Origin of the sequence: Sporosarcina luteola, assembly GCF_007991495.1 — a bacterium.
Classification (GTDB): Bacteria; Bacillota; Bacilli; order Bacillales_A; family Planococcaceae; genus Sporosarcina; species Sporosarcina luteola.
In genome coordinates this window covers 1-14,223 of record NZ_BJYL01000048.1, presented here as the reverse complement: position 1 = coordinate 14,223, position 14,223 = coordinate 1, and the positions used below count along the sequence as shown (strand labels likewise).

14 protein-coding genes are annotated in these 14,223 nt (G+C 46.0%); 3 read left to right on the top strand and 11 right to left on the bottom strand.

Annotation, left to right across the window (positions count from 1 at the left end):
• Positions 1 to 49: 49 nt before the first annotated feature.
• The 5 genes from SLU01_RS15580 to acpS form a co-directional block, all read right to left on the bottom strand.
• Positions 50 to 400: a type II toxin-antitoxin system PemK/MazF family toxin gene (locus SLU01_RS15580; protein WP_147060013.1), complete on the bottom strand. Its 351-nt coding sequence runs from the start codon at positions 398 to 400 to the stop codon at positions 50 to 52.
• 4 nt (positions 401 to 404) lie between these two features.
• Entirely contained in the window at positions 405 to 680 is a 276-nt protein-coding gene (locus SLU01_RS15575; protein ID WP_147060011.1) for a transcriptional regulator, read from the bottom strand.
• A 161-nt stretch (positions 681 to 841) separates the two neighbouring features.
• A complete protein-coding gene (gene alr / locus SLU01_RS15570) occupies positions 842 to 1,948 on the bottom strand; it encodes an alanine racemase (protein WP_147060009.1) in 1,107 nt (368 codons plus the stop codon).
• A 73-nt stretch (positions 1,949 to 2,021) separates the two neighbouring features.
• Complete coding sequence (locus SLU01_RS15565) at positions 2,022 to 3,023, bottom strand: LolA family protein (protein ID WP_147060007.1); 1,002 nt, start codon at positions 3,021 to 3,023, stop codon at positions 2,022 to 2,024.
• Between the two features lie 87 nt (positions 3,024 to 3,110).
• Complete coding sequence (gene acpS / locus SLU01_RS15560) at positions 3,111 to 3,464, bottom strand: holo-ACP synthase (RefSeq protein ID WP_147060005.1); 354 nt, start codon at positions 3,462 to 3,464, stop codon at positions 3,111 to 3,113.
• A gap of 82 nt (positions 3,465 to 3,546) precedes the next feature.
• On the opposite strand from acpS, the gene SLU01_RS15555 reads away from it, so the two are divergent.
• Complete coding sequence (locus tag SLU01_RS15555) at positions 3,547 to 4,149, top strand: rhomboid family intramembrane serine protease (RefSeq protein WP_147060002.1); 603 nt, start codon at positions 3,547 to 3,549, stop codon at positions 4,147 to 4,149.
• Between the two features lie 156 nt (positions 4,150 to 4,305).
• On the opposite strand, the gene SLU01_RS15550 is transcribed toward SLU01_RS15555, so the two are convergent.
• The 6 genes from SLU01_RS15550 to SLU01_RS15525 all read right to left on the bottom strand — a co-directional run bounded on the left by SLU01_RS15550 (position 4,306) and on the right by SLU01_RS15525 (position 11,428).
• A complete protein-coding gene (locus SLU01_RS15550; RefSeq protein WP_147060000.1) occupies positions 4,306 to 5,829 on the bottom strand; it encodes a PH domain-containing protein in 1,524 nt (507 codons plus the stop codon).
• Positions 5,822 to 6,301: a PH domain-containing protein gene (locus SLU01_RS15545; RefSeq protein WP_147059998.1), complete on the bottom strand. Its 480-nt coding sequence runs from the start codon at positions 6,299 to 6,301 to the stop codon at positions 5,822 to 5,824. Before SLU01_RS15545 ends, SLU01_RS15550 begins: the two co-directional genes overlap by 8 nt.
• 115 nt (positions 6,302 to 6,416) lie before the next feature.
• Entirely contained in the window at positions 6,417 to 7,919 is a 1,503-nt protein-coding gene (gene cshA / locus SLU01_RS15540) for a degradosome RNA helicase CshA (RefSeq protein ID WP_147059996.1), read from the bottom strand.
• A gap of 357 nt (positions 7,920 to 8,276) precedes the next feature.
• Positions 8,277 to 8,981 carry an alpha/beta hydrolase gene (locus tag SLU01_RS15535; protein WP_147059994.1) on the bottom strand — a complete coding sequence of 235 codons (705 nt, stop codon included), beginning with the start codon at positions 8,979 to 8,981 and terminating at the stop codon, positions 8,277 to 8,279.
• Positions 8,978 to 10,351: a UDP-N-acetylmuramoyl-tripeptide--D-alanyl-D-alanine ligase gene (locus tag SLU01_RS15530; protein ID WP_147060015.1), complete on the bottom strand. Its 1,374-nt coding sequence runs from the start codon at positions 10,349 to 10,351 to the stop codon at positions 8,978 to 8,980. Before SLU01_RS15530 ends, SLU01_RS15535 begins: the two co-directional genes overlap by 4 nt.
• Positions 10,352 to 10,363: 12 nt before the next feature.
• On the bottom strand, positions 10,364 to 11,428 hold the full coding sequence (locus SLU01_RS15525; protein ID WP_147059992.1) for a D-alanine--D-alanine ligase: 1,065 nt from the start codon (positions 11,426 to 11,428) through the stop codon (positions 10,364 to 10,366).
• Positions 11,429 to 11,637: 209 nt separating this feature from the next.
• Here SLU01_RS15525 and SLU01_RS15520 point away from each other — a divergent pair, with 209 nt between their 5' ends.
• Positions 11,638 to 12,834 carry an FtsW/RodA/SpoVE family cell cycle protein gene (locus SLU01_RS15520; protein WP_147059990.1) on the top strand — a complete coding sequence of 399 codons (1,197 nt, stop codon included), beginning with the start codon at positions 11,638 to 11,640 and terminating at the stop codon, positions 12,832 to 12,834.
• A 115-nt stretch (positions 12,835 to 12,949) separates the two neighbouring features.
• Positions 12,950 to 14,131: an FtsW/RodA/SpoVE family cell cycle protein gene (locus SLU01_RS15515; RefSeq protein WP_147059988.1), complete on the top strand. Its 1,182-nt coding sequence runs from the start codon at positions 12,950 to 12,952 to the stop codon at positions 14,129 to 14,131.
• Positions 14,132 to 14,223 lie beyond the last annotated feature (92 nt).

Here is a 14,223-nt window from a genome sequence, read left to right as displayed (position 1 = left end):
AACAAAAAACACTTCGGAAACGAGGTCCGAAGTGTTTTTTCTTATGTATTCAAAATTTGACTAGCCCAAAACTGATTTCTAGTGCTTCATCAACCCGCCCCATCAATATTTCGTCCAAATGGGTGATTTTATCCGTTAACCTCGACTTGTCGATTGTGCGGACTTGTTCGAGCAGGATGACGGAATCCCGCTCGAACCCATATCGCTCCGCATCGATTTCAACATGTGTCGGCAATTTAGCTTTCTGGATTTGCGCAGTGATCGCGGCAACGATCACCGTTGGACTGAACCGGTTGCCTATGTCGTTTTGGATAACTAGGACCGGTCTTGTCCCCCCCTGTTCGGAACCAACGACGGGTGACAGGTCTGCAAAAAAGACGTCTCCACGTTTTATTGCCAACTTTTCATCCTCCGCTTACGAGACGTTCCATCGTACGCTGGGCTTCGAGCTCCGCATGCAAGCATTCCTTTGCGATTCTTAAGTTGATTTGCGACATTTCAACGTAGCCGATCATCATCGCTTCACGGATTGTGTCCGCTTCATGATTAGACATATAACGCTTCGTTGAAACATAAACGAATTCTCCGCGCTCCGGCTCCTGATGGACGGCCGTATGTTCAATTTCATTCCCTTTGGATACTTTTACGATTTTTATGTTTTTCTCTCGCAATTCTAGCACCTCCGACAGACCCCGTTCCCTCGATCGATTCTATTCCAATCTATCTTACCATTGAAATTCGACAATGAGAAGACAAAGTAGGTTTTTTATTGACAAGAATCTTCAAATAAAGTGGTCATTTGTCGAAAGTCGGAACTGTATTCATCTTATCCATACGAGGATCAATATATTCTTGGTGTTCGTTTCCCTATCGTAACAGCGATTTCGTAGGGAATCGTCCCTAGACGATCCGCCCACTCTTCCATTGTAATCTCTTCATCGCCTTGGCGTCCGATCAATGTCACTTTTTCCCCGACCTGCATTTCCCGAGGCAGTTTCACCATACATTGATCCATGCAAATTGTACCGATGATCGGCACTCTTTCGCCATCAATAAGCACTTCCTGTCCCCGTAAACCGCGCTTCAATCCGTCCGCATAACCGATTGGCAGCGTACCGATCCATTCATTGCGTTCCGTTTCGTACGTTCCTCCGTAGCTTACCCGATTGCCTTTTTCAAGCAATTTCACATACGCAAGTTCCGTCTCCAACGTGAAGGCTTTCTTCAACTCGAATGGCAATTTTGTGCCTACAAAAGCGGAAGGCGCAATTCCGTAAAGACTAATGCCGAAGCGTACTGCGTCGAGCGCATATTCCGGATATAACAAAGTCGCAGCACTGTTAGACGCATGGACGAGTGTCGGCCTTTGCGGAAATTTGTCGACCAACTCCATGAAACGGTCAAACTGCTCTTCCGTTCTACTGGGATCCTCTTCATCCGCGCATGCGAAATGGGTGAAGGCCCCTTCGAGACAAATTGCAGGTGTTTCTTCAATCACTTCAACGATTTCCAAAAGCATCTTTTCATCTCTCAACCCAATCCTACCCATACCACTGTCGATTTTTACATGGATTTTGAGCGGATCAGAACTTTTGCCCACTGTCATTGTCGCTTGGCGAAGCCATTCGGCATCTGAAACAGTAATATGGATTCCAAGCTCCGCTGCTTTTTCGGCAAAATGAACCGGCGAGGGGCCCATCACCAATATATCGGCGGTAATGCCACCAGCCCGCAAATGGATTGCCTCGTCTGGAGTCGCTACTGATACCATCAAGGCACCCGCTTCAATAGCGGCACGCGCAACTTCAACCTCCCCATGCCCATAGCCGTCCGCTTTCACGACGGCTATGATTCCGGTATGGTTAGGTAAATAGGTTTTCAGGTTCTCTATATTTTCTTGTATCGCACGTAAATTGACAATCGCTCTAGTAGGTCTGTAATTCTCCATGTTGATCCCCCGATTATTCATTGATGTCTTTATTATCAATCTTGGGACCAAATTTCGTCAATCAATCAATCTGTTATTTACTATTTTCCGGATGCATTGAAGAAGCAACTTCTATCAATTCGTCTGGAGTCAATGTCGATGAAGCTACGAAGAATGAGATACCATTTTGTTCCCAACGAATCGAGTTTTCCGTCAATGCGGCGACAGTGAATCCTAGATCGACAGGGTCACCTTCAATTGACACCGGCAATTGGTCTACCGGAATTCCTGCAGGTTCCTGCACGACAACAAACTCCTTATCCCCGCCACCAAATGTCATGAACGTTCTAGTTCCATTTTCCGTCTCAATCATTTCCTCTTCCAGCACTGTTCCGTTCCAATCTAGGTCCGGGTAGAACTTCATGCCTGTTTGACCGTCACCAGTGGAATCCGGCTTTTTATCTGGTTTAATGCCTTCCATTTCCACAGCATAATCGGAAGCCTTATGCTCTACTCCAAGCGTAATCTTCTTAAACGTCACACGAATTTTCTCATCTTTGTTTTCATCCATAACGGAAACGTACTTCGGCAGCAACGTTTTCTTATCGATGTGAATCTGTTGTGTCGGAAGGACTTTCTTATGGTTATTTCGGGAAGCCGTCTCAAATATATACGTCTTATCCTTTTCTTCCATCTTGGCATTCTTATCCGCTTTAATGTCATCGGATAATGTGCCGATTAAATACGGCATGCTGTTTTGCGTCGGCCAATCACTTTGGAATTTATATGTTTTCCCAAGCGACGGCGTGATAACAAATACTCCTTCTTCATTCCTGACAATCATTTGTGAATCCTGGCTGCCTGATTGCGTAACATTGACCTTGTAAAAATCAGGTTTCGTATGCCATACTGTAACATCGTAGATCCGCGGTTCTGAGCCCGTCTTAATCTCCATCGTTGCTTCCAATTCGTACCCTTTTGCCTCGTTCCACTTACCACTAAGCTTTTTCATGACGTCCTCTTTCGATGGTGATCCACAAGCTGCAAGAAGTGTCATGACTGCAACTAGCATTAAAACAAAAATTCGGCTGCGCATACAGTTCATCCTTTCTCATTTCAATCGGGTAGGTCATCTTATGAGAGTGGACAGTCAATTATGCGAGCTTGTTCAATTTCAAAAACATTATTTCATCAAAATGACCTGCGCGGCCGCAACCGTCTTCGTATGCGTAATCGAGACATAGCCCGCCACTTCCTTGCCATCAAAGGACAACACCGGCTTCCCGGAAGGTTCTGGGAGAATTTCAATCTGTTCAAATCGGCAACCTTTCCCGATTCCCGTCCCCCTCGCTTTAGCAAATGCTTCTTTCGCTGCGAACCTTCCCGCTAAAAATTCAGTTTTCCGGTGCGATCGAAGTGCATCATATAACGCAAGCTCCTTCACAGACAGAATCCGCAAGCGGAACTTCGGGGATGCCGCGTCCAATCGAGCGATCCTGTCGAGTTCCACGATATCCAATCCAATTCCTTCTATCATCGTTAGCACTCCATTTCTTGTACTTCTGACTTCTTATCTGGCTGTAAACTATGTATAATGAATCCAAAGGTAAGGTGAAAAAATGTTTATTCGAACAGAAAGCTTTTCTCAATATATCCGTCTGTACCCATTCGTAACCGCGTTGCTTGCAATCAACGTCCTCGTTTACATCGTAACAGGATTGCCAATCCACGCGAGCCAGAAATTGTATTACTCCGGGATCGGCATCAACTACCTGATTTCTGACGGTGAATGGTGGCGGCTCATTACGCCGATGTTTTTGCATGCCGGATTGATGCATCTTCTTTTCAATATGTTTTCTTTATTCATTTTTGGGCCTGAACTTGAGCGTGTGGCAGGCAAGGCAAGATTCCTGACGATTTATTTGTTATCGGGACTTTTCGCCAATGTCGCATCATTTTTCCTCGGCGGATGGGATTTCTCTCATGTCGGGGCAAGCGGCGCGATTTTCGGCATTTTCGGCGCGTTCGGGGCTCTCGTCCATTATACAAAAAAGGCGTTCCCACAGCTGCGCCAAATTATTTTGCCGATCATCGTCATTAGCGTGATCATGACGTTCCTCCAACCCGGTGTCAACGTCATCGGCCACATCGCCGGTCTGATCGTCGGTTTCATCATCGGATTGAGTTATTTTCACCCGAAGCGCATTATCAGTTGGCGATAACAACAAAAGCGAAGGGCGGCGCTTAGAGGCGACAGGCATAAGGCGAAGATGCGGCGTGGCGCCTTTTGCCACAAAGCAGCTTCGACTTATGACCCGAGCCTCTGCCGCCCGGAGCTGGATGATAACAAAAGCCCGCGAAGTTTCGCAGGCTTTTTATTATTCTTGAGCAACTTCACTCGGCTGCTTCCCCTTCTCATACCATTCCAAAATCTTCTCCGCCTCTTCCACTTCCATATGCTGTACGGTTGCATGGAAGCTTCCGATTCCGGATTTGACGTTTGCAGTGATGGTCGCCACATCTTTGCGCCTATGGAAATAGCTTTGTTTCATCTCCATCGATTGAATTCTTTTCTTCATCGTGTAGGCCGTCTGCAGGCTGAACATCCGAAAGCGCATGATCAGCTGATGATCCACAATCTCATACGCCGCAGAGCGGTGTTGCCATAGGCCAAACGCAATGATCACCGGGATAATCGCTAAAGAGAACAACCCATACGGGAAAAAGAAATAAATCAATGCACCGATAACTGGCAGCATCCAAAGAAAATCGATACGGTAATAGAATGGCTTTCCTCTTGATGTAAGCTTATTCACCGGTTCCTTTAAATGCAAATCAGGGAAGATTTCAGCCAAATGTGTTTCCACCTGGCTTCTTTTGACGAGTGGGAATAAATTGATTCTGGAGCTTTCACCCACTCCTCCACCCGCACTATGGATTTTCACAGATGCATAACCGAAAAGCTTCCGGAAAGGATTTTCAACGAGGACAACGCTTTGAATCCGTTTCAAAGGAACTGTCACTCTTTTCTTTTCTAACAACCCTCTAGTGATGACGATATCTTCCTTGTCCAATGACACTGTGAAATCGTAATGGGAGAGGAACGTCATACCGACAGATAAAATCCAAACTGCCAGCAATCCAAGAAAGATGGCAATTGCGACGATCAACACACCAAATTTGATGAATGCCGAGATTTCCTCATACATCCACTCAAACGGAATCAAATCTGCGAATTGGGACATGAAAATTGCGACACCTGAAAGGATGACTCCGATACCGCCTGAAGTTGTCGCCAAAATTAAAAGATCCTTTGTTGTCATTTTGAAAACCTTTTGAAGTGGCGTTTTCTCTTCAACAACCATCTCTTGGATGTCATCAGAAAGAATTGCTTCTTCTCCTTCAATGACCGGCTTTTCCTTTTTCCGGCTTTTCGCCTCTGCCATCTCGATTTCAATCCGTTCGGCAGCCTCTTTTGTAATGGCGGTCAATTCGCCTTCCGCCTTTTTCAACGAAGAACTTCCCGCCGTTTCCACCTTCACTTTGACGAGCCCGAAAGGTCGGTGGAAAATCCCCTCTGTATAATCTAAGCTCTGAATTCGGTCAAATGGGATGTACCGTTTCTTTTTGACAAATAAACCCGATTCAATCCGAAGTTCATCATCTTCAAACCAATAGACGAACCGTTTCCATTTAATAATTCCACTAATAAGCAGAGCGATAATCAGTACCCCGAAGATGATAAAAGATAAATATTGTAAAAACCAAGGACCCGAGCGACTGCCGTTGAATCCATTCGCGAATATCAAAACGACGAGTGGCAGCAGCGCCTCTTTCATCGTTTTCAGCATTTCTATGAGTGCTGAAATCCAATGCAGTTTATAACGTTGTTGTTCAGACATCATCTTCCGCCACCCTTGCAAGCACTGAAATTCTTCCGCGCAGGTCATCGGCTTCATCCATTATAAGTGCGGGGATCGTGTGAACCGTCGCTGCTGTCGAAATTGAAATTTCTGCGAGTCCATATTTTCGCAGGATCGGTCCCTGGGACGTATCGACGTGTTGGACGCGAACCATCGGAATTAATGTCCGTTTCACGATGAAAAGCCCGTGTTGTAATTCAATTTCCGATTCCCTTACCTCATAACGCCATCGCATCCATCGAACTTTCGGGAATAGAATAACGATCAAATAACCGATGACGAGAAGAAGGACCGCTTCAAGGGCGTAAATCCACCAGGGACCTTCGTATATGTATGTCAGTACTCCCCCACCGATCGCCACTAATGCGAGGATAATTGTTTGAATCATGCCGTATAGCCTCCATACTTTCAGGCCTTTTTTAGAAATTCGATTAGCTGGTTGTGCCCTCATCCAAAACACCTCTTTCTCTTTCTACCTATTGTATACGTTACGCTACCATAAATGTTTCATTTCCAATAAAGAAAAAACCTTCGAAGATGATGTTTCATCTCCGAAGGTTGTGTAATTATCTTTCTGACTTGCCTCTTGAGTTGCTGCTGCGGTCTCTACGTCCGCCGCCGTCACGGTCGCGGCTTCCACGGCGTGAACCGCCTCCGCCACTTCCATATCCACGTCCGCCCCCGAAGGAACGTCCGCCGCCACGGCTTCCTTTGTAGCCGCCACGATCACGGGATTGCGTTTTGCGTGAAGGCAATGGACGCTCTTCCGTAATTTTGACCGGTGTATCATCCGGTTCTTTCGTCAATGATCTGATTGCTGCTGCTACGATTTCCTTCGCATCGTACTTCTCAAGAAGTTCTGACGCTAACGGCAAGTAATCGTTCAAATTGTTTTTCGCAATCAATTCTTCCAACTGTTCCATCGCAAGACGTTGTTGACCGATCAACGCTTCGTCTTCCGTCGGTGGCTGTAATGGAGTCATCCGCTTTTTCGTCGTTTCTTCAACGACACGGAGGTAACCCATTTCACGTGGTGTTACGAAAGTAACCGCCACACCGCTTTTTCCTGCTCGTCCAGTACGTCCGATACGGTGTACATAGCTTTCAGGGTCTTGCGGGATGTCAAAGTTGTAAACATGTGAAACACCTGAAATATCCAATCCACGCGCTGCAACGTCTGTCGCTACGAGGATATCGATTTTATTATCTTTGAATTGGCGAAGAACTGACATACGCTTCGCTTGCGTTAAGTCTCCGTGGATTCCTTCAGCAAGGTAGCCGCGGATGCTTAGTGCGTGAGAAAGTTCATCAACACGGCGCTTTGTACGTCCGAAGATGATTGCAAGCTCAGGTTGGTGAACGTTCAGCAAGCGAGAAAGGACATCGAACTTTTCTCTTTCTTGCGCTTTAACGAAGAATTGGTCGATGTTTTCGACTGTCATTTCTTTCGACTTGATTTTCACTACTTCTGGTTCTTTCATGAATGTTTCTGCAATTTTCCGGATTGCCGGAGGCATTGTCGCTGAGAATAAAAGCGTTTGGCGTTCTGCTGGGACAGCTGCCAAAATTGTGTTGATGTCTTCGATGAAGCCCATGTTAAGCATTTCATCAGCTTCGTCAAGGACAAGCGTCTGTACGTTGTTCAATTTCAACGTTCTACGGTTAATATGGTCAAGAATTCGTCCCGGAGTTCCGACAACAATTTGTGGATTGTTGCGTAAAGCTCGAATTTGCCGACCGATTTCCTGGCCGCCATACACAGTCAATACACGTGCGCGTTTTCCGTAACCGATTTTATAGATCTCTTCGGATACTTGGATTGCCAATTCACGTGTCGGTGCGATAACTAAAGCTTGCACTGAAGGATTATTCACATCGACTTTTTCGATCATTGGAATCCCGAATGCTGCTGTCTTACCTGTACCTGTCTGCGCCTGACCGATTACATCGCGGCCTTCCATGCCGTATGTGATCGTGCCTTCTTGGATCGGTGTCGCTTCTTCAAATCCCATGCGCAATAGAGCATTTTGTGTGGATTCGCTGATATTAAGTTCTGAAAATTTCGTCAAACTTCTCAATCTCCTTTGATTTCTTCATTTAGCAATTGGTTACATTTGCAAATGAAAGCACGGCAAATTCGAGCCTTTAACTTCTATGGGAACGTTTCCGATATTTTAATTCTCTGTAGTGGGCAAAAGTTCAAAGGGCTTGAACTTCATAAATTTCAGAGGCAATAGTGAAAAGGAAAGCTGGTCTTTGCCGGTCGGTTTATTTTAATAAAAAATGAGGCAAGTGACATAAACCGTTTAATTCAAAAAAAAGCACTCTTCGCCACCGGAAGAGTCTCGTGTAAATGTATCCAATACTCATAGTAGTTTATCACGGCTGTCAGCTATCCGCAATCAATCCGCTTTATAAAGTAATAATCAGAATTCAACTGGATTGATTTCCAGAAAATCGTACACTTTCTCAAACCACTCATGGCAGTCGTCGCTATAGCAAATATGATGCTTCCCTTTTTCGGAAATGATCAATTGTTTTTGTGTCGAGCTAAACAACTTCAGTAAAAGCTCCCCTGTTGTAAACGGGACGATGCCGTCTCGCTTCCCATGGACGATGCAAACTGGTGTCGTGATTTCACTGTAGTAAGGCTTCACCATTTTGACGAGCCGCAAAAATTCCTTTGTCGCATGGATGGGTGTATGCCTTAATTTGTAATCATACAGATGATAAAACGTGTTCGGTGGATAGTTCTTCGTCACGGATTCCGACAGCATGATTGCCGCGTCCTCAAGCAGGATGCGGGGACTGATGTACTTAGCTGCAGCGCTGAGCAACACCAGTTTTTCAATCGGATAGCGCAAGGCCAAATACAACGCGATGATGCCGCCCATCGAAAATCCGACGACAATGACACGGTCGACTTCTTTCCTTAATCGATTGAGGGCGAGCTCCGCTTCCATCATCCATGATTCTGCAGACACCTTGCTTAAGTCCATCGGAAAATCATGTCCCGGCAAGACTGGAACGGCGAGCGTCCAGTCCGTCTTCTCTTTGAAATAATCAATGAGAGGACGGACTTCAAAAGGCCCCCCTGTAAAGCCGTGAAGAAATAACACGCCTGTTTTCATGCTTCCAATACGCCGTTCATGATCTTCTCAAGCTCCATACCCCTCGACCCTTTCAACAAGATGATGGAGTCTTTGCTGATAGAAGTTAAAAGCGTTCGAATCAATGGTTCATACTCTTTTTCCGACCAGATGACCTTCGTAACATTCCCGGTTCTTTCAAGCTCTTCATGCAGCCATTTCATTCGCGGTCCAAATAAAAGGATTCCCTTTACATCTATTTTGCTAAGCTGACGGGCAATTGATTCGTGGTAATGCCGTTCATTTTCCCCAAGTTCCAGCATATCCCCCAAAATCGCCCACTTTTCAGAGCGCAATTTCGTCTCGTCTAAGAAGGCAAGTGCGGCTTGCATCGATGTTGGAGCTGCGTTATAAGCATCGTTGATGAAGAGAGCACCATTTTCTGCAAGGACTGGCTGCATCCGCATATCCGTCAACTTCGATTGAAGAAGCGCAGCATGGATTTGTTCATGCTCTAGCCCTAATTCATTCGCAATCAAGATGGCTGCCAATGAATTTTTCACTTGGTGGGCTCCGTAAACAGGAATCGTGAAGTCTCCATTGACGGTGCCTGTCACCGTGAAACGGCTGCCCTCATCGCCCGATTCCATATTGGTGAGATGAAGATCCGTTTCCATACTATAGCCAAAAGAAATCGCATTGAGCTCGGGATGGGACCCTACTAGCGATTGCAAGAGTGGTTCGTCGCCATCAAAGAAAAGCTTTCCGGCATCGTTCAGGCCATCGATAATTTCAAATTTCGCTTTCGCAATGCCTTCACGGGAACCAAGGTCTTGCATATGCGCTTCCCCGATATTCGTAATGATTGCGTAATCTGGCTTTGCCAAATTGGATAGGAAGGATATTTCGCCGAAACTGCTCATCCCCATTTCAAGTACAGCGACATCCGTGGTTTCATCCAATGATAATATTGTCAAAGGCAACCCTAGTTCATTATTGAAATTGCCTTCCGTCTTTCGCACATTGACGTACGGTGACAAGACGCTAGCAATCAAATCTTTCGTCGACGTCTTGCCGTTCGAGCCGGTGACGCCGATGAATTTGCATGATAGTTTTTCCCGATACGCACGCGCAAGTTGTTGGAGTGCAAGTTCGGAATCCTCAACGAAGATAAGCGGCAAGTCTGCCGGCGCCCCCGGTTCGTCTTTCAGCCAAAGAGAGGCTGCCGCTCCTTTTTCGATCGCCTGCCGGACGTAGTGGTGTCCGTTCACTTGTTCACCACGGAATGGGATGAATAAGTCGCCTTTTGAGAGTGTCCTCGTATCAATGGACGCCCCAGTGACGATTACATTCTCCATGTTTTGCCCTTGTGCTTCTAGCCATCCTGCCAGTTCAGTCAGTTGTCGTTTCATCATTCATCACGCTCAATCCATTGTATATTGTATCTTTTTCTTTTCTTCATGCCGTTCCAAAGCCAGTTCAATTAGTGTATCAATTAATTCGGGATAGGATACGCCCGTATTTTGCCAAAGTAGCGGGAACATGCTTGTCGGCGTGAATCCTGGCATTGTGTTCACTTCATTGATGATCACTTCATCTTGATCCGTGACGAAGAAGTCCGCCCGTACAAGACCAGAACAATCGAGCACTTTGAATGCTCGGATTGCCATCTCCTTTAAGGTTGTTTCCACTTCACCTTGGACAGGTGCCGGGATGAGCAATTCGGTATTGCCGTCCTGGTATTTCGCTTCATAATCGTAAAAAGCCGCGACCGGTTTGATCTCACCGAGGACGGAGCATTGCGGATCGTCATTCCCGAGGACACCGACTTCAATTTCACGCGCGGATACACCTTGCTCCACGATGATTTTACGGTCGAACTTCAAAGCGAAATCGACCGCAGCAATTAGGCTGTCATGGTCCGTCGCTTTGCTGATGCCGACGCTCGATCCCAAGTTTGCCGGCTTCACAAACATTGGGAACGTCAATTCCTCTTCCATCTTTTTGATCCAATAGGATTGGTCCGCTTTCCACTGGGTACGGATAAAGTGGACATAAGGGACTTGCTTCAATCCGACGAGCGCAAAGAGCTGCTTCATGACGACTTTATCCATCCCTGCGGAGGAGGCGAGCACGCCATTCCCTGCATAAGGGATGTTCATCACTTCGAAAAGACCTTGAACTGTTCCGTCTTCCCCATTCGTTCCATGCAAGAGCGGCAGAATGATATCCGGCGTTCCATTTCCGTTCAAGAAGTCATGTATGCTGTCCGGCTTCGTTTTATCGCGTTCAAATCGCAATTGTTCCTTCGTTTCCGCTGGTGTTGTGAGTGGCTCGCCTTTCCGCCATTCGCCTTCGTATGTTATATAAATAGGAATAACCTCGTATTTCCCAAAGTCAATCGCATTCGTTACCGCCGTGGCAGTCGATAGGGATACTTCATGCTCCGCGGACTTCCCGCCGTACACTAAACCCAGTTTTCTTTTCATCTTTCTCCCTCACTTACCATTAGATTTCGTTCCTTTAGTTTACCATGAAAACGTTGGCCTGATGTTAAATTCTCATGATCCGGAAGAACCTTTTTGCGTGCAAGCAACTTCCTGCCGCATTGGACGTCATTTTGTTGGGCATGATTTCGTTTGCCTATTACGTTATACTCTTTATAGAAATAGTAGTTCAGCAGAAAAGGTGAATCCCCTTGAATCTACAAAATAAGCCATCCGATCGTTTTGATTGGACGCTTGCTTTCATATTAGCGATGTTGGCGATTGTCAGCTTCTTCGCAATCGCTTCTGCACAAACAGCCGAACAATACGGCCCGGTTAACTTTGTACTCCTCCAAATCAGGTGGTATGTCGTCGGCATGGTTATCGTCGCTGCAACGATGTACTTGGAACCTGAGCAATATAAGAAAATCGCTTGGCCACTGTATGGCATGGGCATTCTGTTATTATTCTTTCTCATGATTGCGCCTGGCGGACCTGGTCAAATCGCTGAAATTCGGCTAGGTGCCAAAAGATGGCTCAATTTACCTGTTATCGGCAGAATCCAACCTTCTGAATTCATCAAGACGTTTTTCATTTTAGGGATGGCGCATCTCGTCAGCAAACATCAAGAGGTCCATTTGAACAAAACGCTTAAGACCGATTTGCTTCTTTTGGCGAAGATCGGCGCGGCATTGATCGTCCCTCTGTTCTTCATCATCCAGCAGCCAGACCTCGGGACGTCACTCGTATTCATTGCCATCACGGTTGCAGTTATCCTCGTCGCTGGCATCTCGTGGAAAATCATCGTGCCGTTATTTTCAGGAGGCGCAGTACTTGGCGTAAGCTTGTTGTGGATGGCAATCTATGCGCAAGACTTCATGGAAGATAAACTTGGATTCGACCGCTACCAGTTCAAGCGTGTCTATTCGTGGCTCGACCCTTATTCATTTCCGTCCGATGAAGGCTATAATCTGATCCAGGCAATGACGGCGATCGGATCGGGCGAGTTAACGGGAAAAGGGTTTCATGGTCGTGAAGTGTATATTCCTGAAAATCATACCGATTTCATTTTTAGTGTCATCGGGGAGGAATACGGCTTTATCGGCGCTAGCATCGTCATCTCCCTTTATTTCATTCTCATCTATCATCTGACAAAGGTCGCCCTCGAGCTGAAAGATCCGTTTAGTGTATATGTATGCACAGGTGTCATCGCGATGATCGCTTTTCATGTGTTCGAAAACATCGGGATGAATATCCAGCTTCTTCCGATCACCGGAATTCCGTTGCCATTCATCAGCTATGGCGGAAGTTCGCTCTTCAGCAACATGTTAGCCATCGGGTTGATTTTCAGTATGAAGTTTCATCATAAGACGTATATGTTTGAATCGGAAGACAATGAGTTGGAGTAAGCATCATCAACAATACAACTTTTAACAAATGAATAAATGCGTACAAACTTGCGATTTTCCGTTATACTTAACTCTGGTTTCCAAGCCAATTAAACTTAATGATAAGGTGAACCTTATGAAAATAGATAAAAAACCTGTCGATCGTTTCGATTGGCCGCTCGCATTCATACTCCTTTTATTCGCAGTAATTAGCATTATCGCGATTGCATCCGCCCAAACGACCGGGCAGTATACCATCAATTTCATCCCGTCTCAAATCCAATGGTATGTCGTCGGATCAATTATTATTGCCATCACGATGTATTTGGAGCCGGAACAATACAAAAAAGCCGCGTGGATTATTTATGGCGGCGGTATATTCCTTTTAGCCCTTCTCTACATTTTGCCGGATGGCATGTCTCTCGTTGCGCCTCGGAATGGGGCGAAAAGCTGGTTCCATCTTCCGGGCATCGGCAGCATCCAACCAGCCGAATTCATGAAGACATTTTTCATTATCGGGATGGCGCGCACCATTACAAAACATCATGAACGCTATTTGGAAAAGACGTTACAATCGGACTTTCTGTTGCTCGGTAAAATCGTCGCCGTTTTCCTTATCCCATTTTCATTGATCATGTTGCAGCCGGATTTAGGGACTGGACTTGTCTTCATCGCCATTACTACTGCATTAATTATTGTGGCAGGCATTACTTGGCGGATCATCCTTCCGATATTCATCGGCACGGCCTTTATTGGGGCAACCTTGCTTTGGATGGCTTTATACGCCCAAGAGTTCTTGGCGAAATTCGGGTTTAAGCCTTATCACTTCGAACGGATTTATTCATGGCTTGACCCGTATTCATATGCGTCGAACGAAGGGCTTCATCTCATCACATCACTCAATGCGATCGGATCGGGAGAAATTTTCGGGAAAGGTTTCAAGGGACGTGAAGTGTATGTCGCAGAGAGCCATACCGATTTCATTTTCAGCGTCATCGGAGAAGACTGGGGATTTATCGGCGCGAGTCTCGTCATTTGCTTGTATTTCTTCCTCATCTACCATATGACGAAAATTACGCTTGAATTGAAAGATCCATTCAGTACGTACATTTGTGCAGGCATCATCGCCATGATTACGTTCCACGTTTTTGAAAATATCGGCATGACGACGCAACTACTACCAATCACGGGCATCCCGTTGCCGTTCATCAGCTACGGCGGAAGTTCTTTAATGGGAAATATGCTCGCCATCGGGCTAGTGTTTAGTATGAAGTTCCATCATCGGACTTATATGTTTAGTAGTGATGATGATGAATAAGAAAAGCGGAAGGCGTCGGCTTAGATGCGACAGGCATAAGATGAAAATGCGTAGTGGCGGTTAGCTGCGACCCGGCTCGTTTATTCCAACAA